This is a genomic window from Mycolicibacterium sp. P4_G11 (assembly GCF_056555145.1).
Window position 1 is genome coordinate 19,063 of record NZ_JBFUJW010000004.1, and the last position, 17,713, is coordinate 36,775.

Here is a 17,713-nt window from a genome sequence, read left to right on the forward strand (position 1 = left end):
GTGTCGCGGTGTGATGTTTCGCTCACTTTGCCTGGGAATGCCGGGAAACAGTGTTTGGAAACCCTCAGAAATGAGGTCTGCCTGTGTTTGCTCAAATTGAATTTTCCTGATGTTTACCCAGGTCGGAGCGTCGATCGCCTTTGATAACAAGTGCATAACAATTCGCACCTTAAGTAACTCCTAAGAGCACCTGTTCAATTCGCGATGTGGCGTCGCTGAAGCCGTCCGGAATGTCGGTGGGGATCACTACACTTCTTGAAAGCAGCGCTCATCCGGGCGCACCCGGACGGGAAATCGACTACCGGCGCGTTGCCGCGCTGGCGGAGGTACCGAAGATCGTGGCAAATAATAACGCTCGTGCAAAAGCGAAGCGGGCGAGCGCCCAGGCGCTGCGCGGAACCATGGACATCGCGCAGGTTGGCCGCGGCACCATCGCCGACATCGCCGAGAGCGCGGGCCAGTTGGTCGCGACCAGCTACGCCGACAACATGGTGTCGCTGATCGAGCCGCGCAGCCGCAGCATCCGCGATATCGCCGTCGACGGTGAGCCGTTCGCGGTCGTCGCCACCGATGACCGGGCCTACGTCGCCGTGTCCGGTGCCGAATTCGACGGCATCGCCGTCATCGACGTCGCCACCGGTGCCGAGCTGGCCGCCTACCCGCTGGCCTCGGGCGTCAGCGCCCTGGCTGTCAGCCCCGACGGCAAGCGCGTCTTCGCAGGCCGCGCAGGTGACGCCTACATCGACGTCGCCGTCATCGACATCACCGCCGACCGCGTCGGCACCATCGAGATCGCCACCGGTGCCGCCATCAGCATCGACGCCCTCTCGGTCGACCACACCGGTCGCCGGCTCTACGTCGCCACCACCGACGAGATGGGCAGCCAGCTCGTCGTTGTCGACACCGAGACCGCGCGCATCCGCAACACCATCGTCATCGGTGCCCCGATCCGCAGCCTGGCGCTCGGCCCGGACAACACCGCCTACGTGCTGACCTCGGACCTGACCGCCCGCGGTGAGGTGCATGTCGTCGACCTGGCCGCCGGCCGCGTGACCGGTCGCTTCGCCGTCGGTGACGCCCCGACCCAGCTGGTGCTCGGTGCCGACGGCACCCGCGCCTACGTCGTCGACTACGACCGCGTCTCGGTGTTCTGCACCCAGACCAACGCGGTCGTCGACACCATCACCGCCGATGTCCAGCCGTCCTGCGTCACCGTCAGCCGCGACGGATCGCGGCTCTACGTCGCGGACGTCGCCGGTGACGTCACCGCGGTCGCCGTCGAGGCGCCCAAGCCGCTGCTCTACTCGCAGTTCATGGCGACCAAGTCGGTGGCCATGAACGAGGTGCGCGCGCTGGAGCCCGCGACCGTCTGATCAGTCCAAAGAGAACGCCCCCACTGTGAAGGTGGGGGCGTTCTGCGTTGTGCGGCTAGTGCGTGCCCGTGCAGTCGAGCGACACCGAAATGGTCCTACTGGTCTGCGGCAGCAGGATGGAGTTGCCGTTGCGGCCCAGGACCGGTCCGGCGAACGGCACCCACTGCGTCGTCGACTGCGGATTGCGCACACTGGATACCGTGCACTGGGACATCGGCGCGGTCCCCAGCTTGTCGATCGTGACCACATAGCCCTCGGACTGCAGCCGGTTGATCGTGTCCTGTGCCGTTTCGGCAGCGGCCAATCCCGCCGGTGCCAGCACCGTCAGCGCAGCTCCGGTCATCGCTGCGGCGAGCGTCCAATTCCTGCGCATGATTTTCTCCTGTCGTGCCAACACTAATCATCCTCCTACCTGGCAGGGTCGGCTAGCATCTCGACATCCCAGCGGCAGCAACCCAGAGGCGAAACTCACGATGCTCAGTACGATGCAGGACGCCCCGCTCACCATCGCCACGATCATGCGGCACGCGACCGGGCAGAATGCCCGCCGAACCGTCACCACGGCGCTCGGTGGCGGGCAGTACCGCACCGTGACCTACGGCGACGTCGGCGAGCAGTGCGGGCGGCTGGCCAACGCGTTGCGCGGTCTCGGCATCACCGGGGACCAGCGGGTGGCCACGTTCATGTGGAACAACGCCGAACACACGGTGGCGTATCTGGCCATTCCGTCGATGGGTGCGGTGCTGCACACCCTCAACATCCGGCTCTCGCCCGAGCAGATCGCGTACATCGCCAACGAGGCCGAGGATTCGGTCGTCATCGCCGACCTCTCGTTGACCGCCCAGCTCGCCCCGGTGCTGCCGCAGATGAACACGGTGCACACCGTGATCGCCATCGGAGCAGGGGATTTGGGACCGCTGGAAGCGTCGGGTAAGACGGTCCTGCGGTACGACGAACTGCTGGCCGCCCAGCCCGTCGACTTCGACTGGCCCGAGATCGACGAGTGGTCTGCAGCCGCGATGTGTTACACCAGCGGCACCACCGGAAATCCCAAAGGCGTTGTCTACAGCCATCGTTCGAGCTTCTTGCATGCCATGGCGACGTGCACCAGCAATGCGCTGGACGTCGGTAGTGACGACGTGACGCTGCCCATCGTGCCGATGTTCCACGCCAACGCCTGGGGTCTGCCGTACGCCGCGCTGATGGCCGGTGCCGACCTGGTGATGCCGGACCGGTTCCTGGACGGTGCGTCGCTGATCGACCTCATCGAGACCCATCGCCCGACCATCGCCGGCGCCGTTCCGACCATCTGGAACGACGTGATGAACTGTCTGGAAAAGAACCCGGGACACGATATTTCGTCCCTGCGGATCGTCGGCTGCGGCGGCTCGGCGGTGCCGGTGTCGATGATGCGGATCTTCCAGGAACGGTACGGCGTCCACATCCGTCAGGCCTGGGGGATGACCGAGACCTCGCCGCTGGCCACCACCGCCAAGCCGCTGCCGAACGTGTCCGACGAGGAGTACTGGGCGTCCCGCGCGACTGCGGGGCGCCCCATGTGCGGCGTCGAGATCCGGATCGTCGACGACGCCGGCACCCCGCTGCCGCACGACGGAGAAGCGGTCGGGGAGATCGAGATTCGCGGTCCGTGGATCACCGGCAGCTACTATCTCGGCTACGACGCGAGCAAGTTCGACAGCGGCTGGCTGCGCACCGGCGACGTCGGCCGCATCGATGACTGCGGATTCGTCACGCTCACGGACCGGGCCAAGGACGTCATCAAGTCCGGCGGCGAGTGGATCTCGTCGGTCGAATTGGAGAACCACCTGATCGCGCACCCGGCCGTGCTGGAAGCCGCCGTGGTCGCGGTGCCCGACGACCGCTGGCAGGAGCGCCCGCTGGTTGCTGTGGTGCTGCACGACGGCGCTGCCGCGACTCCCGCCGAGCTGCGAGAGTTCCTGGCGGACAAGGTGGTTCGCTGGTGGCTGCCCGAGCGCTGGACGTTCATCGACCAGGTGCCGCGCACCAGCGTCGGCAAGTACGACAAGAAGACCATCCGCGCCCGGTACGCCGACGGCGCCTACGAGGTCGTCACCATCTAGCGCTCGCAGGGTCAATCCTGCATTCCTCGTTTCGAGGAAATCGGGCTGTGTAGGGGTGTCCGGAGTCGGAGCGTTGCACCGTGAGTTCCGGGTCAACGGTCCTCGAGTGCCGCTTGGCGTTGACTCGGAACTCCTGGCGCAAAACATCGAGTAACCACCGCCCTCAGTTCCGAGTCAATGGCACACCTTGTCCTGCGTTCAGGCTTGACCCACCCCGACGGCCGCCTCATTCGTTCAGTGCGAACTGACAGCGCAGAAGTTCGAGTGGTCGTGTGCGTAGATGCGCAGTCAATCGCTTCGCACGCTACGCGCGGACCGCGAGGGTCGACATGAGATCGGCGAGCCGGTCCGGCCGGTCGAGCATCGAGAATGTCCGTGCGCCGTCGATGATTTCGAGGCGGGCGTGGGGGATCAGGTCCGCCAGCTTCTCGCCGTCGCCGACTTCGAAGAACACGTCGTCGGCCGACCAAGCGATGAGGGTCGGCTTGTCGAACTCGGGCAGCCGCGCCGCCACCGCGGTGGTGACCTCGGTGCGCAGCGAGTTGGTGAGCACTCGGAGGTCCTCGGCGATCGACGGATTGGACTGTGGGTTGCGCACCCACTCGCGGGTCAAGGCATCGAGGTCGGAGTACGCGAGGCCGGCATAGGCGCGCTTGCGCACCAACGGAATCCGGAACACCTGCGTGCCGGCGCGGAAGATGGCCTTCGAGCGCGAGGCTGTGATCAACGGCTTGAGGATCGGCGGCGGAAAGTGTTCGAACGCATCGCAACTGGTCAGCACCATGGCACCGATGCGCTCGGGGTGGTGGACCGCGACCAGTTGGGTGACGACACCGCCGGTGTCGTTGCCGACGATGACGACGTCGTCGAGGTCGAGGGCGGCCAGGGTGTCGGCGACGATGCGCGCGACACCATGGATGGTTCGGTCGGCACCGGGCCGCAGCGGTTCGGAATGTGCACCCAGCGGCCAGGTCGGGGCGATGCATCGCAGGCCGCGTGCGGCCAGTCGCGCGCCGACCTGTCGCCACAGCTGGCCACCCATCATGTATCCGTGCACGAAGACGACAGGTCTGCCGTCCTTCGGCCCGAATTCCTCGAAATGGATGGTTCCGGCGTTAATCTCGATGATCGACATGGATCACTCCTAGCTCGATACTGATTTACAAACAGGCTGTCCGCAACTTACCAACAGGGTGTATGGAAAACAAGAGGCGTACTCAGGAAGAACGCTCCGCGGCGACGCGTGAGGCGTTGATCGTCGCTGCGCGGCGGCTGTGGGGTGAGCGTGGTTATGCCGAGGTGGGTACTCCCGAGATCGCGACGACCGCCGGGGTCACCCGGGGTGCGATGTACCACCAATTCGCCGACAAGGCAGCGCTTTTCCTGGCTGTGGTGGAGGTGGTGGAGCAGGACGTGATGGCCCGGCTCGGGGAGTGGGTGGCGGCGGCCGGTGCGTCAACCCCGGCGGATGCCATCCGGGCCGCGGTCGACGGCTGGTTGGAGGTCTCCGGCGACCCCGAGGTGCGGCAGTTGGTCTTGCTGGATGCCCCGAGCGTGCTGGGCTGGGCGGGCTTCCGCGACGTGGCTCAGCGCTACAGCCTGGGTATGACGGAGCAGCTGCTCAGCGAGGCCATCAAGTCCGGCCAGCTGGCCCGTCAGCCGGTGCGGGCACTGGCGCACGTGCTGATCGGGGCCCTCGACGAGGCGGCCATGCTCATCGCCACGTCCGAGGACCCGAAGAAGGCCCGCCGCGAGACCAGGCAGGTGCTGCGCCGCCTGGTCGACGCGATGTTCGAGTGATTTGCGCACGTTCTGTCACGCGGGTCGTGACAGAACGTGCACAAATCGCTAGCGTTCGGCGCGCTGGTAGGCCGTGACGACGGCAGCGCCGCCCAGGCCGATGTTGTGCTGCAGGGCGGCGTTGACGCCGTCGACCTGACGCTTGTCGGCGGTGCCGCGCAGCTGCCAGGTCAGCTCGGAGCACTGGGCCAGGCCCGTCGCGCCGAGCGGGTGGCCCTTGGAGATCAGGCCGCCGGACGGGTTGACCACCCAGCGCCCGCCGTAGGTGGTGTCGTTGTTGTCGATCAGTCGCGGCGCTTCACCTTCGCCGCACAGGCCCAGGGCTTCGTACAGCAGCAGTTCGTTGGCAGAGAAGCAGTCGTGCAGCTCGATGACCTGGAAGTCCTCGGGGCCGAGGCCCGACTGGTCGTAAACCTTTTGTGCGGCTTGGACATTCATGTCGTAGCCGATGATGTTGGCGGCGCTGCCATCGAAGGTCGACGCGAAGTCGGTCGTCATGGCCTGGCCGACGATCTCGACGGCCTGCGAGGCCAGCCCGTGCTTGTCGACGAACGCCTCGCTGGCGACGATCGCCGCACCCGATCCGTCGGAGGTGGGGGAGCACTGCAGCTTGGTCAGCGGGTCGGAGATCATCTTGGCGGCCAGGATGTCGTCGAGTGTGTACTCGTCCTGGAACTGCGCGTACGGGTTGTTCACCGAATGCTTGTGGTTCTTGTAGCCGATCTTCGCGAAATGTTCGGCGGTGGTGCCGTACTTCTTCATGTGCTCGCGGCCGGCCGCACCGAACATCCACGGCGCCACCGGGAAGGCGAACTCGTCGATCTCGGCGAGGGCCTTGACGTGCCGGCCCAGCGGCGATTCGCGGTCCTGTGCACCGCCGCCGAGCGAGCCCGGCTGCATCTTCTCGAAGCCCAGCGCGATGGTGCAATCCGCCAGGCCGCCGCGAATCGCCTGTGCGGCAAGGTAAAGCGCGGTCGAACCCGTCGAACAGTTGTTGTTGACGTTGACGATCGGGATGCCCGTCATGCCCAGTTCGTACAGGGCGCGCTGGCCGGAGGTCGAGTCGCCGGAGCAGTAGCCGACGTACCCCTGCTCCACCTGGTCGTACGAGATGCCGGCGTCGGCGAGCGCCTTGTTGCCGGACTCGTTGGCCATCTGCGGGTAGTCCCAGCCTTCGCGACTGCCGGGCTTCTCGAACTTGGTCATGCCGACGCCAACGACGAACACACGATTCTTGGCCATGGGGTTCCTTTCGTTACTACCTGTAGTTCAGTCACGCGCGGCGCTTTTAGTCAAGACCCCAAAGGTCTGGTCTCCGGAGCCGAGCCGGTGGTATACAACCTAGAACGTGTTCTAGTTCTGGCGGTGCTCGGGAGGTTTCATGGCGTTGCGGGTCGTGCAGTGGGCAACCGGCGGAGTCGGCGTCGCCGCGATCAACGGCGTGCTGGAACACCCCGACCTGGAGCTCGTCGGCTGTTGGGTGCATTCGGAAGCCAAGAATGGCAAGGACGTTGGCGAGATCATCGGCGTGGCGCCGCTCGGTGTCGCCGCCACCAACAACATCCAGGAGATCCTCGACCTGGACGCCGACGCCGTCATCTACGCCCCGCTGATGGCCAACCCCGACGAGGTCGCCGCGCTGCTGCGGTCCGGCAAGAACGTGGTGACGCCGGTCGGCTGGGTGTACCCGAGCGAGAAGCAGGGCGCGCCGATGCGCGAGGCCGCGTTGGCTGGTGGCGTCACGCTGCACGGCACCGGCATCGCGCCCGGCGGCATCAGCGAGAAGTTCCCGCTGCTGTTCTCGGCGATGTCCACCGGCGTGACTTTCGTTCGGGCCGAAGAGTTCTCGGACCTGCGGACGTACGAGGCGCCTGACGTGTTGCGGCACGTGATGGGGTTCGGTGAGACCCCGGACAAGGCGCTGACGGGCCCGATGCAGAAGCTCCTGGACAGCGGCTTCATCCAGGCGGTCCGGATGTGCGTCGACCGATTCGGTTTCAACGCCGACCCGAAGATCGTTGCCCGCCAAGAGGTTGCGGTGGCGACCGCACCGATCGACTCGCCGCTCGGGCCCATCCAGCCCGGCCAGGTGGCGGCCCGCAAGTTCCACTGGGAAGCGGTCGTCGGCGACGAGGTCGTCGTCCGCGTCACCGTCAACTGGTTCATGGGCGAGGAAAACCTCGAACCCGCATGGGATTTCGGCCCCGAAGGTCAACGCTACGAGATGGAGGTCAAGGGCAATCCGGACTTCACCGTGTCGATCAAGGGCTTTCAGGGACTCGTCGGCGAGGACGGACCGGAACCCGGCGTCGTCGGCACCGCCGCCCACTGCGTCAACTCCGTGCCGGCGGTGTGTGCCGCGAAACCGGGTATCGCCACCTATCTGGACCTGCCGCTCGTCAGCGCGAAGGCAGCGCCGCGCCTGAGATAGCGGTCATTCGCGCACGCTCGCGGGAAATGGGCTAGGGCTGGATCAGGATGCGGATCGGATTGCCTTCGGCCCGATCGAGTTTCGCGATGCCTTCGGCGACGTCCTCCAACGGGACGATCTCGCTGATCGACCGGGTGAGGTCGAGGCGGCCGCGGGAGACCAGCGTGGCCAGGGTGCCGATGTCGGCGTTCTGATAGCCCAGATGGCCGAGCACCTGCTTGCGGGTCAGGTTGAAGAACGACGTGGGGCCGATCGTCGGGGAGTCGGCGCTCATCCCGACACCGACGAACCGGCCGCCGACGGTCAGTGACGCCAGCGCCTGATCGAACGTCGACCCCTTGCCGACCGCGTCGAACACGACATCGAGCATCCGGCCTCCGGTGGCCGACGCGATCTGTGCCGCCAACTCCGGGTCACGCGCGTCGAACGCGTAGTCCGCGCCGACCGCCAGCGCGCGCTCCAACACCGCCGGATTGACGTCGACGGCGACGATGGGCGCGGCCCCGACCAACCGGGCCAACTGCACGATGTGCGTGCCGAGCCCGCCCACACCCCACACTCCGACAGACTCGCCGATCCCCACCTGGCCGGTCCGGACCACGGCGCCGAACGGCGTGGACACCGCGTCGGCCAGGATCGCGGCCTGCTCCAGCGGCACGTTGTCGGGTACGCGGGTCAGCCCGAAGGCCTGCGCGACCGTGTACTCGGCCCAGCCGCCGTCGTACGCGAACGCCATGAGCCGGATCCGCAGACAGTTCGACATGTCGCCGCGCATGCAGTTCACGCAGTCCATGCACGGCTTGCCGGCGGCGACGACGACGCGGTCGCCCTCGGCCCAGCCGGTGACACCCGGTCCCAGCTTGGCGACGGTGCCTGATGTCTCGTGCCCTTGGGTCACCACCGGGAGCTGCGACGGGAACGTGCCGTTGATCAGGCTGAGGTCGGAGTGGCAGATGCCGCAGTAGGCGACTTTGACGAGGACCTCGCCGGGGCCTGGTTCTGGAATCGGAACATCTTCCACCACAACCTTTTTGGTGTCGGAGTAGAACCGTTGGGCCCGCATCGTTGAGGTCATGACACTCCAGTGGTCAGCTTCGATGGTTACGATCGCCATCATGGCGCAGGCATTGGTGGTCGAGCAATCACGAACAGTTCCCGTCACGGTCGCTGACGCGTTCAGCGGCACGGTCCCGATGCCGTTGAACGAGCTGTTCTGTCGGTGGTACGGACCGATCCCGCCGATCAAGGCGGTTCGTGACCAGACCGGCATCTGGGACGCGGTCGGGCAGACCCGCACGATTCTGCTGCAGGGCGGTGGCAGCATGGCCGAGACGCTGACGTCGTTCAATGAGCCGCACTCGTTCGGCTACACCCTGTCCGACATCACCGGCCCGATGGCCGCGCTGATCAGCGGCGTCAACGGCGAATGGCTGTTTCAACCCGCCGGCACCGGTACCAAGATCACCTGGCGCTGGACCTTGCACCGGCGCAGTGCGGCGACCGCTCCGCTGCTGCCGGTGTTCGGCCGGTTGTGGAAGGGCTACGCGGGCCGGTCACTGGAGCATCTTTCTGACCTCCTGGTGGGATGACAGTCCCACGGTGCACGCCGGATCATGTTAGATGAACTAATGACTAAACGTGCACTCGTTTTGGCTGGTGGCGGCATCGCCGGCATCGCATGGGAGACCGGCATCCTGCAGGGAATCGCCGACGAAGCGCCCGAGATCGCGGCAGCGGTGCGGAATGCGGATGTGGTGTTGGGCACATCGGCAGGCTCGGCGGTCGGCGCTCAGCTGGGCAGTGCGCTGAGCATCGGCGAGCTGTTCGAACGCCAGGTCGCCGCAGAGTCGGCGGAGATCAGCCCCGGTATCAACATCGAAGTCGTCTTGACCGTGTTCGTCGAGGCGATGTCCACCGGCAACGGCGCCCGCGCCCAGCAGTTGCAGCGCCTCGGGGCTGCCGCGGCCGACGCGGACACCGTCAGCCCGGCCGTGCGCCGCGACGTCATCGAGCGCCGGCTGCCGTCGCACGAGTGGCCCGACCACGACCTGCGCATCACCGGCGTCGACATCGACACCGGCGAGTTGGTGGTGTTCACCCGCGAGTCGGGAGTGTCCCTGGTCGATGCGGTCGAGGCCAGTTGCGCGGTGCCGGCGGCCTGGCCGATCGTGACCATCGGCGGCCGCCGGTACATGGATGGCGGCATGGGCAGCAGCGTCAACATGATCGCGGTCAAGGACTGTGACACCGCCGTCGTCCTCGTCCCGGCTCCGTCAGACTCGCCGTCACCGTTCGGCGCGGGCCCCGGCGCCGACGTCAAGAGTTTCGCGGGCAGCGCCTGCGCCATCTACGCCGACGACGAGTCCCTCGCCGCCTTCGGTCTCGATCCGCTGGATCCGGCCTGCCGCATTCCGTCGGCGCAGGCCGGCCGGGCGCAGGGCCGCCGGGTCGCGGCTGAGGTCGCCGCGTTCCTGGCCTAGTTGCCGAGATCGAGGGAATCGAGTGCGGCGCTGGCCAATTCGTGCCCGATGTCGATGACCTCATCGGCGCGATAGAACTCCAGGCTGCGGCACACCGTGCGCGGGACCTCGATCAGCAGATCAGGTGGGTACGCCGCCAGGGTGTGCCGCATCAACGCGGCTTGCGAGATTTCGATGGTGCGGTTCATCACCTCGAACCCGCCGAGCCGCGGCACGGCGGAGTCCTCGGCCTCGGCGTCGGCCTCGGCGGGGTTGTCGATGCCGTCGACCGCATTGCTGAAGCGGCTCAGCACCGATCGTGCGGTGGGGCCGTCGAGCAGCGTGCTCGCCGCGGCCCGGTCGATCAGTGACGTTGTGCTGCGTCGCATCCGGCTCAACAGTTCGGCGGTGGCACTGGGGGACTCTGCCGGGTGACTGGGGTCGCTGGCGTTGAGGCTGACCGCGATGGTCAGGTCGGCGTTGACGGCCGCGAGCGGCGCCATGGGCAGTGGGTCCAGGATGCCGCCGTCGGCCAGCAACCGGCCATCGAGCAGATACGGGGCGATGACGCCGGGGATGGCGATGGAGGCGCGGATGGCCGCATCGATGGGGCCGCGCTGCAGCCAGACCGACTTTCCGGCGATCAGGTCGGTTGCGACGGCGGTGAAGGGGATCGGCAGGCTCTCGATGGTCCGCGGGCCGATGATCTCGCGGACGGTGGCCAGAATCTTCTCGGCCCGCAGCACCCCGGCGGCGGTGAGGGACGGATCGAGCAGGCGGAGTACCGCGCTCTGGGTGAGGGCGCTGGCCCACGCGGTGAATTCGTCGAGTTTGTCGGCGGCTTGCAGGGCGCCGACGAGTGCGCCCATGGACGAACCGGAGATGCCGACGATGTCGTATCCGCGCTCGCGAAGCGCGTCGATGACTCCGATGTGTGCGTAACCCCGTGCGCCACCGCTGCCGAGGACCAGTGCGACCCGCATGGCCCTATCTTGGCGTGCGGATCAGGCTGAGGTGAGGCGAGGCGGCGTCAGCAGCGGATGCGCGAGAAGAACGCCGCGGAGATCAGGCCGATGATCAGGGCCACCTGCGGCTGTCCGCTGCTCATGGCGAAGACGATGCCGCTGACGGATGCGACCGCGATGAGCAGCAGCAGGGTGCCCATGAAGAGCATCCGGCGCCCGTTGACTGCGCCACTGTGCGCCCGTGCGACCGGTACGTGCTGACGAGCAACCATCGGGCTCATCCCTTCGACTATGAGTGAGACACCCCATAGTGTGCACCATTGTGTGAGTCGAAGCACAATTACTGACCAGTAGTTGGGAAATACGTCGCATTCGTTAGCTGATCTCATTGGTTTCGCGATGTTTTGCCTGGTCGACGGGCAAATTTATTAGTTGTGCTTTGTGTTCTGGGAATGGCGTTCGGGTCCGATTTCGCGCCGTAAGAGGCGGCAAAATTAATTCGTTGAACTAAGCTAATTAATTCGCGGAGCGACGTGCGATGGATGACATCGCGAGCGTGCGGCCAGATCGCGAAATCGATGTTGCGACGTTGAGTCTGAACTGAGGTCGCAAAAGTTCGGTTGAGCAGGTGCGTAGGTTCGCGGCCGCCGCTGGCGCGCGTCAGTTGACGCAGGGGATGCCGCCGTTGGCCCGCACGGGCGGGCCGGATTCCGGCGTCGGCAACGTGGTGTCGTAGTTGGACGACTTGGCCGCGGCCATGGAGACGCTGTCCAGGGTGTCGGGCACCTGGTAACCCGGACCCAGCGTGACGTGGATGCGACCCGCGGGCACTGCCGGGTCGGCACGGACCGCGTCGATGCCGAGCAGTTCTGCCAGGTGCTTGGCCTCGGCGTCGGCTCCGGTGCCGAAGTCGACGGCCGTCGAGCTCAGCTCGCCGTCCTGCGAGCTCCTGGTCTGGCCCATGGAGTATTCGAGATCGCCCAGGATCTCCGACATCTGCCGGCCCAGGCCCATTACGTCCGAACCGTTGATGACGTCGATGATCGCGGTCTTGGCGTTCTTCGACGTGGTGCCGGTGCTGTCCGAGGCCTTGTCCAGCGTGGACGGCTCGGTCGACGTGGTCGGCGTCGACGTCGTCGCTCCCGGCGGCGGCTTGAGGCCGAAGGCCTTGGCGACCTCGGTCTTGACGGCCATCGGGTCGACGATGTTGACGTCCTGGCCATCGATGTTGTCGTAACGCACGACGGGCAGCGTCCGGTACTGGACGTTCGCGCCGCCGGCGATCTCGCCCATGCGCTTGAACTGCTCCTGGCCCCACCCGGCCGACAGCACGACGTCCTTCTGTGCGACGCCGATCAGCTGGTTCAGCTTGCCGAGGTCGCTGAACGACCCGTCCTGCTGCAGTTGGTGCATCACCGAGATCAGGAACGCCTGCTGGCGGTGGGTCCGGTCCAGGTCGCCGTTGTCGAGGCCGTGCCGCTGCCGGACGAAGGCGACGACCTGCGAGGCGTCGAGGGTCTGCCGGCCGGCCGGGAAATCGGCGCCGGAGTAGTCGTCGTACACCGGGTGGTTCAGGCAGATCTCGACATCGCCGAGGCTCTCGGCGATGTCGTAGAAGCCGGCGAGGTTCACCTCGGCGAAGTAGTCGATGGGCGCACCGGTCAGGTTGCGGACCGCGGCCAGTGTCGCGGCGCGGCCGGCCTCGCGGCTCTTGCGCTCCAGCTCGGCCTGGTCGGTGACGCCCTTGTCCATCAGGTGCTGCATGGCGTTGGCCTTGGTCAGGCCGTACGCCTCTTTGATCTTGATGTGGTCGTACCCGGGGATGCCGGTGACCCGTACGTAGTCGTCTCGCGGAATCGAGAACGCGACGACATGGTTGTCGGCGGTGATGTGCGCCAGGATCAGCGTGTTGGTGTTGTAGCCGCCGTTGTCGGAATCGCCGGCGTGCAGCTTGTCGAGCAGCGCCTGCGGCAGGTCGTTGCCCTGCTGGTCTTTGCGGGAGTCCAGGCCGATCAGCAGGATGTTCATCGCCCCGCCGGTGGACTTCGGCGCGTCCGCTCCGAGTGCGTCGCTGACCGTGATGCCGTGCAGCGCGCCGCGCACCGTCCACCAACCCAGACCGGTCGCCGCCACGGCCACGACCGTCACCAGCGCGAGCGCCACGCGGCCGACGGTGTCCCAGCCCACGCGGGCGCTGAGCAGGCTTTGCAGCCGGCTCCGGCGGTGCCGGGCTGGAAGACGGTGGCGGGCGGAATCGCTGCGCTGGAAATCGGGGGTGCTCAGATGCGACCCCACGGCGTGCTGGTCATGTCGATGGGCCTCGCGGGTACGTGTGGGCCGCCGGTCGGATCCGGCGGTCGGAAAGTCGGCATCACCGCGGCCCGCGTGGTTGCGTCTTCATTGACCGGACGGCAGCACCACCGATTTTAGGGCAACGCCCCTGACTCAGCGAATCCTCAGAGAACGCCGGGGATCAGCCGCATTCGCCCTTGGATGCGCTGGTCGCGGCCATGATCACGCCGGCCTGTTGGGCTGCTGTGAGCTCGGCCCAGGGGGTGTTGAAGTTACCGGGATCACGTGTTTCCGGCCGTTGCAGGATGCTCAGGTACGGCTCGACCAGCGTCGTCGGGTCGGCTCGCTGGGCGTCCATCCACAGTTTCGCGGCGTGGCAGGCCTGGCCGAATTCGGACTCCGTGGCCGCCGACGGGACGTCGACGGCGGTCGTCACACCGCCGGGGGAGACAGCGACCCCGCCGGGGGCCGGGTGTTCGTGCGACTGCGTGGGCAGCTCGGCGGCGGGCGTCTGAGCAGGACCCGCCTGCTTGTCCGGACCGCAGCCCGTCAGCACGGTCAAGGCGGTGGCGGTGAGCAGCGTTGCTCGGCTGATGGTCAGCATGAGAGCCAATCTAGGTCGTCGCGCATTCAGGATCACCCTGACGCTAACCCTTTCCCACTCGCCACGGGATCGTCACGATGGGGAACATGGCAGTGCAGAACGTGCAGAACGCGACGTGTTGTCGGGCTTGAGCCCGGCCTCATGAGGGCTGATAGCCCACCGTTCGTTTCTGCATTGGAGTTCCGTCATGTCCGTCCTGACCGATTTTTCTGTATCTGGTCCTGCCCTCGTCGCGCCGACCCGATTGCGCCTACCCGACCTGCTGCACGCCACTGACCGCTGCGCAGACGATGTGCTCAGTGGCCGCTACGACCGGCTGTTGCCCGCCGATGGCCTGCCACTCGAAGAACGTTGGTACCGCCGGTTGTACGGCGACGACGAACTCGATCTCTGGTTGATCAGCTGGGTCCCCGCGCGCAGCACCGAACTGCACGACCACGGCGGATCGCTGGGTGCGTTGACCGTGGTGTCGGGTGCGCTGGAGGAGACCCGGTGGGACGGTCGCGGGCTGCGCCAACGCACGTTGGAGGCCGGTGACCAGGCGGCGTTCCCACTGGGCTGGGTCCACGACGTGGTGCGCGCCGCCGATGAGCCGGCGACGGTATCGCATCCCACCTTGAGCGTGCACGCCTATTCGCCGCCGCTGACCGCCATGTCGTACTACGACGTCTCCGAGAGCAACAAGCTGCGTCGCGTCTACACCGAACTCACCGACAAACCCGAGGGGGACTGATGCCCAGCAAAGTCGACGCGCTGCTGGACGCCGCCCGGGAGCGGTTGGTCCGGCTGTCGGCCGCCGAAATCCCGGCCGCGCTGAATCGGGGCGCCGTGCTCGTGGACATCAGGCCGGCGGCGCAGCGCGCCGTCGAGGGCGAGTTCCCCGGCGCACTCGTGGTTGAGCGCAACGTCCTGGAATGGCGCTGCGACCCGACCAGCGATGCCCGCCTGCCGCAGGCCACCGGCGACGACGTCGAGTGGGTCGTGCTGTGCTCGCAGGGTTACACCTCGAGCCTGGCCGCCGCGGCGCTGCAGGACCTGGGGCTCTACCGGGCCACCGACGTCATCGGTGGGTACCGGGCGCTGGTCGCCGAAGGACTGCTGGGCGGGACGGCCGCGTCGGTGCTGCTGCGCGCCGGCGCTTGGGTGTAGCGGGTCGGTTCAGCTCGAGTAGCCGCGCGCCAGCAAGGGGCGCAGCTGTTCGGTCTTCTCCGGTGTCCATCCCGGCGGTTGCAGGATGGCCGCCCAGGCGTTGGCGACGTCGCGGATGAACACGTGACCGTGCCCGTCCGGCACCTCGACGGCCACCGCCATATCAGCCGAGACCTGCAGGAAGGTCACCACCGGAATCCACTCCATCCGTGGCGACACATCGCGGCCGCGGGGTTCGCGCAACCAATCCGGCATGTGGAACAACAGATCCGGATTGAACCAGGAGATCGGATCGGACGGGTGCTGCAGGTACACCACCCGTGGGTGGTGCCACGCAGTGTTCGGACGGTCCAAATCCGTTGGCTGCGAGACAAACCGGACGTACTCGCCCTTGTCGTAGATGGGCAGCTTCTCGGGGGAGCCGGCGTCGCGCCGGGCGGTCAGATCGGTCCAGATCGTGTTCTGGAACGTCGGTCCCGAGAACAGGGCGCCGTCGGTTCGGGCGATGAGATTGTTGAGCGACAGGAACGGTGCCTCGCCGCCGAACGAGCCGAGACTCTCGCCGAACACCACGAGCTTGGGCCGTTTGCCTTCGGGCAGTTCGCGGACCATCTCGTCAACCGCCTCGAACAGCTCCTGGCCGGCCTGACGGGCGTTCTCCTTGTCCACCAGGAACGAGATCCAGCTGGGCAGGAACGAGTACTGCATGGACACGATCGCGGTGTCGCCGTTGTACATGTACTCCAGCGCTGACGCCTCGGCCGCGTTGATCCAGCCGGTACCTGTCGTCGTCGCGACCGCGATCACCTTGCGGTTCAGTCCACCGGTGCGTTTGAGTTCGTCGGCGGCCAGTCGAGCCGTGGCACGGATGCCTTCTGCCGAGTGCAGGCCGGCGTACGCACGAATCGGCTCAATTGCTTTGGTGCCGTTGAATTTCGACAGCTCGTCGACGGTCGGTCCGCCCTTGACGAACACCCGGCCCTGATGGCCCAGGGAGTCCCAGCTGGCCAGCGACTGCGGGCCGCCGGAGCGCAGCGTGCTGGTGGGTGCCGGGTTGTCGGTGTCGTTGTTGGCGTTCTCGAAGATGTTGTTGATCGTCGACATGGCGAAGCGGACCACGACGCCATTGAGGATCGCGATGAACAGGCTGACGACCAAGACGACGGCGACCACACCCGACACCCGCGGCGGCGCAACACGTTCCAGCTGGCGCACCAGGAACAGCACGAGCTTGCGCACCAACTGTCCGAATTCGACGAACGCGAACAGGAAGACGACCGACAGCACTGCCGTGAGCGGGTGATCCCAGAAGCCCATGCGCGGCACGCCCATCATGTCCCGGACGTCGTCCTGCCAGACGTGGAACCAGATGATCGCGAGCACCTGGCCGATGGTGCCGATCCCGATCAGGGTCAGCCAGGCCCAGCGAGGAGCCTTGGGGCTGCTGTCCTTCGACCGCATGTAGCGCACCAGCCAGACGCCGAGGACTCCGAAGCCGTAGCCGCACGCGCCGGCGGCACCGCTGACGATGCCCTGGAACAGCGGGCCGCGCGGCAACAACGACGGAGTCATCGACAGCCAGATGAACATCAGGCCCACCGCGGTGCCGAAGAACGTGTAGCGGCGAACCCACCAATCCGACGGCGGCTCTTCCAGTTTCGCCGCTAGCGACTCCTCGCCCGACGGGTCGGCCACCGCTACTGCGGTGCCGTCGTCGTCGGCAGGATCAGAGTCTTGAGCAGTGTCGGCCACCGCTCGACTTTACCGATGCGTGAAGTTCGGTGCGCGCTTCTCGGTGAAGGCCGCCATGCCCTCGGTCTGGTCGTCGGTGGCGAAGGCCGAGTGGAACAGCCGACGCTCGTACAGCAGACCCTCGACGAGGGTGCTCTCGAAGGCGCGGTTGACGGCCTCCTTGGCCATCCGCGACGCCGAAAGGGACATGCCGGCAATGGTTTTGGCGACGGCGTTGGCCTCATCGAGCAGCGTGTCGGCGGGGACCACGCGCGACACCAGGCCGCAGCGCTCGGCCTCCTCGGCGTCCATGTTGCGGCCGGTGAGGATCAGGTCCATCGCCTTGGCCTTGCCGACGGCGCGGGTCAGGCGCTGGCTGCCGCCCATACCGGGCAGCACGCCCAGCTTGATCTCGGGCTGGCCGAATTTGGCGGTGTCGGCGGCGATCAGCAGGTCGCACATCATGGCCAGCTCACAACCGCCACCGAGCGCGTAGCCGGCGACGGCCGCGATGGTGGGGGTGCGGGTCGCGGCGAACTTGTTCCACAGTGCGAAGAAGTCCTGCGAGAACACGTCGGCAAACGTGAGGCTCGCCATCTCCTTGATGTCGGCGCCCGCGGCGAAGGCCTTCTCGCTGCCGGTGATGATGATGGCGCCGATGCCCGGGTCGGCGTCGAGTTCGGCTGCGGCCGTGGTGACTTCGGCCATCACCTGGCTGTTGAGCGCGTTGAGGGCCTTGGGCCGGTTCAGGGTGATGGTCGCGACGCGGTCGTCGCGGGTGACCAGGATGGTTTCGAACGTCATCAG

At 66.7% G+C, this 17,713-nt stretch carries 18 protein-coding genes; 8 read left to right on the plus strand and 10 right to left on the minus strand.

Annotated features, from left to right (window positions below):
- Positions 1-206 precede the first annotated feature (206 nt).
- Entirely contained in the window at positions 207-1,373 is a 1,167-nt protein-coding gene (locus tag AC1U2B_RS09555) for an MmpL3/TtfA transport complex stabilizer (protein ID WP_480216635.1), read from the plus strand.
- A 55-nt stretch (positions 1,374-1,428) separates the two neighbouring features.
- Here the strand turns inward: AC1U2B_RS09555 and AC1U2B_RS09560 are convergent, their stop codons facing one another.
- Positions 1,429-1,746, minus strand: a complete 318-nt coding sequence (locus AC1U2B_RS09560) for a hypothetical protein (RefSeq protein WP_480216636.1) — start codon at positions 1,744-1,746, stop codon at positions 1,429-1,431.
- 100 nt (positions 1,747-1,846) lie between these two features.
- Between AC1U2B_RS09560 and AC1U2B_RS09565 the strand changes: the two genes are divergently transcribed.
- Complete coding sequence (locus tag AC1U2B_RS09565) at positions 1,847-3,475, plus strand: fatty acid--CoA ligase (protein WP_480216637.1); 1,629 nt, start codon at positions 1,847-1,849, stop codon at positions 3,473-3,475.
- 304 nt (positions 3,476-3,779) lie between these two features.
- Here the strand turns inward: AC1U2B_RS09565 and AC1U2B_RS09570 are convergent, their stop codons facing one another.
- Positions 3,780-4,610: an alpha/beta fold hydrolase gene (locus AC1U2B_RS09570; protein ID WP_480216638.1), complete on the minus strand. Its 831-nt coding sequence runs from the start codon at positions 4,608-4,610 to the stop codon at positions 3,780-3,782.
- 62 nt (positions 4,611-4,672) lie between these two features.
- Here AC1U2B_RS09570 and AC1U2B_RS09575 point away from each other — a divergent pair, with 62 nt between their 5' ends.
- Positions 4,673-5,275, plus strand: coding sequence for a TetR/AcrR family transcriptional regulator (locus tag AC1U2B_RS09575; protein WP_480216639.1), 603 nt, complete (start codon positions 4,673-4,675; stop codon positions 5,273-5,275).
- A 48-nt stretch (positions 5,276-5,323) separates the two neighbouring features.
- Here the strand turns inward: AC1U2B_RS09575 and AC1U2B_RS09580 are convergent, their stop codons facing one another.
- Positions 5,324-6,517 carry a lipid-transfer protein gene (locus AC1U2B_RS09580; protein WP_043395871.1) on the minus strand — a complete coding sequence of 398 codons (1,194 nt, stop codon included), beginning with the start codon at positions 6,515-6,517 and terminating at the stop codon, positions 5,324-5,326.
- Between the two features lie 139 nt (positions 6,518-6,656).
- Here AC1U2B_RS09580 and AC1U2B_RS09585 point away from each other — a divergent pair, with 139 nt between their 5' ends.
- Positions 6,657-7,706 (plus strand): NAD(P)H-dependent amine dehydrogenase family protein, encoded by a 1,050-nt coding sequence (locus tag AC1U2B_RS09585; protein WP_480216640.1) that lies wholly within the window; start codon positions 6,657-6,659, stop codon positions 7,704-7,706.
- Between the two features lie 31 nt (positions 7,707-7,737).
- Here the strand turns inward: AC1U2B_RS09585 and AC1U2B_RS09590 are convergent, their stop codons facing one another.
- Positions 7,738-8,781: a zinc-binding dehydrogenase gene (locus AC1U2B_RS09590; protein WP_480216641.1), complete on the minus strand. Its 1,044-nt coding sequence runs from the start codon at positions 8,779-8,781 to the stop codon at positions 7,738-7,740.
- A gap of 40 nt (positions 8,782-8,821) precedes the next feature.
- Between AC1U2B_RS09590 and AC1U2B_RS09595 the strand changes: the two genes are divergently transcribed.
- Positions 8,822-9,295: an SRPBCC family protein gene (locus tag AC1U2B_RS09595; RefSeq protein WP_480216642.1), complete on the plus strand. Its 474-nt coding sequence runs from the start codon at positions 8,822-8,824 to the stop codon at positions 9,293-9,295.
- A 39-nt stretch (positions 9,296-9,334) separates the two neighbouring features.
- Positions 9,335-10,186: a patatin-like phospholipase family protein gene (locus AC1U2B_RS09600; protein WP_480216643.1), complete on the plus strand. Its 852-nt coding sequence runs from the start codon at positions 9,335-9,337 to the stop codon at positions 10,184-10,186.
- Here AC1U2B_RS09600 and AC1U2B_RS09605 read toward each other — a convergent pair.
- From AC1U2B_RS09605 to AC1U2B_RS09620, 4 genes are all read right to left on the minus strand, one after another.
- Entirely contained in the window at positions 10,183-11,148 is a 966-nt protein-coding gene (locus AC1U2B_RS09605; protein WP_480216644.1) for a patatin-like phospholipase family protein, read from the minus strand. The genes AC1U2B_RS09600 and AC1U2B_RS09605 overlap by 4 nt on opposite strands.
- Positions 11,149-11,195: 47 nt before the next feature.
- Positions 11,196-11,411 (minus strand): hypothetical protein, encoded by a 216-nt coding sequence (locus AC1U2B_RS09610; protein WP_043395855.1) that lies wholly within the window; start codon positions 11,409-11,411, stop codon positions 11,196-11,198.
- 379 nt (positions 11,412-11,790) lie between these two features.
- Positions 11,791-13,425, minus strand: a complete 1,635-nt coding sequence (locus tag AC1U2B_RS09615) for an LCP family protein (protein WP_480216645.1) — start codon at positions 13,423-13,425, stop codon at positions 11,791-11,793.
- Positions 13,426-13,603: 178 nt separating this feature from the next.
- Positions 13,604-14,026, minus strand: coding sequence for a lipoprotein LpqV (locus tag AC1U2B_RS09620; protein WP_480216646.1), 423 nt, complete (start codon positions 14,024-14,026; stop codon positions 13,604-13,606).
- A 187-nt stretch (positions 14,027-14,213) separates the two neighbouring features.
- Between AC1U2B_RS09620 and AC1U2B_RS09625 the strand changes: the two genes are divergently transcribed.
- A complete protein-coding gene (locus AC1U2B_RS09625) occupies positions 14,214-14,759 on the plus strand; it encodes a cysteine dioxygenase (protein ID WP_418003312.1) in 546 nt (181 codons plus the stop codon).
- Entirely contained in the window at positions 14,759-15,175 is a 417-nt protein-coding gene (locus AC1U2B_RS09630; RefSeq protein ID WP_480216647.1) for a rhodanese-like domain-containing protein, read from the plus strand. Before AC1U2B_RS09625 ends, AC1U2B_RS09630 begins: the two co-directional genes overlap by 1 nt.
- 9 nt (positions 15,176-15,184) lie before the next feature.
- On the opposite strand, the gene AC1U2B_RS09635 is transcribed toward AC1U2B_RS09630, so the two are convergent.
- Both AC1U2B_RS09635 and AC1U2B_RS09640 read right to left on the minus strand, forming a co-directional pair.
- A complete protein-coding gene (locus AC1U2B_RS09635) occupies positions 15,185-16,870 on the minus strand; it encodes an alpha/beta hydrolase (RefSeq protein ID WP_480216855.1) in 1,686 nt (561 codons plus the stop codon).
- A 66-nt stretch (positions 16,871-16,936) separates the two neighbouring features.
- Positions 16,937-17,710: an enoyl-CoA hydratase gene (locus AC1U2B_RS09640; RefSeq protein ID WP_480216648.1), complete on the minus strand. Its 774-nt coding sequence runs from the start codon at positions 17,708-17,710 to the stop codon at positions 16,937-16,939.
- Between the last annotated feature and the right edge of the window lie 3 nt (positions 17,711-17,713).

Coding starts and splice junctions, on each gene's coding strand:
- AC1U2B_RS09560 (WP_480216636.1), bottom strand. CDS start 1,746: ATGCGCAGGAATTGGACGCTCGCCGCAGCGATGACCGGAGCTGCGCTG.
- AC1U2B_RS09565 (WP_480216637.1), top strand. CDS start 1,847: ATGCTCAGTACGATGCAGGACGCCCCGCTCACCATCGCCACGATCATG.
- AC1U2B_RS09570 (WP_480216638.1), bottom strand. CDS start 4,610: ATGTCGATCATCGAGATTAACGCCGGAACCATCCATTTCGAGGAATTC.
- AC1U2B_RS09575 (WP_480216639.1), top strand. CDS start 4,673: ATGGAAAACAAGAGGCGTACTCAGGAAGAACGCTCCGCGGCGACGCGT.
- AC1U2B_RS09580 (WP_043395871.1), bottom strand. CDS start 6,517: ATGGCCAAGAATCGTGTGTTCGTCGTTGGCGTCGGCATGACCAAGTTC.
- AC1U2B_RS09585 (WP_480216640.1), top strand. CDS start 6,657: ATGGCGTTGCGGGTCGTGCAGTGGGCAACCGGCGGAGTCGGCGTCGCC.
- AC1U2B_RS09590 (WP_480216641.1), bottom strand. CDS start 8,781: ATGACCTCAACGATGCGGGCCCAACGGTTCTACTCCGACACCAAAAAG.
- AC1U2B_RS09595 (WP_480216642.1), top strand. CDS start 8,822: ATGGCGCAGGCATTGGTGGTCGAGCAATCACGAACAGTTCCCGTCACG.
- AC1U2B_RS09600 (WP_480216643.1), top strand. CDS start 9,335: ATGACTAAACGTGCACTCGTTTTGGCTGGTGGCGGCATCGCCGGCATC.
- AC1U2B_RS09605 (WP_480216644.1), bottom strand. CDS start 11,148: ATGCGGGTCGCACTGGTCCTCGGCAGCGGTGGCGCACGGGGTTACGCA.
- AC1U2B_RS09610 (WP_043395855.1), bottom strand. CDS start 11,411: ATGAGCCCGATGGTTGCTCGTCAGCACGTACCGGTCGCACGGGCGCAC.
- AC1U2B_RS09620 (WP_480216646.1), bottom strand. CDS start 14,026: ATGCTGACCATCAGCCGAGCAACGCTGCTCACCGCCACCGCCTTGACC.
- AC1U2B_RS09625 (WP_418003312.1), top strand. CDS start 14,214: ATGTCCGTCCTGACCGATTTTTCTGTATCTGGTCCTGCCCTCGTCGCG.
- AC1U2B_RS09630 (WP_480216647.1), top strand. CDS start 14,759: ATGCCCAGCAAAGTCGACGCGCTGCTGGACGCCGCCCGGGAGCGGTTG.
- AC1U2B_RS09640 (WP_480216648.1), bottom strand. CDS start 17,710: ATGACGTTCGAAACCATCCTGGTCACCCGCGACGACCGCGTCGCGACC.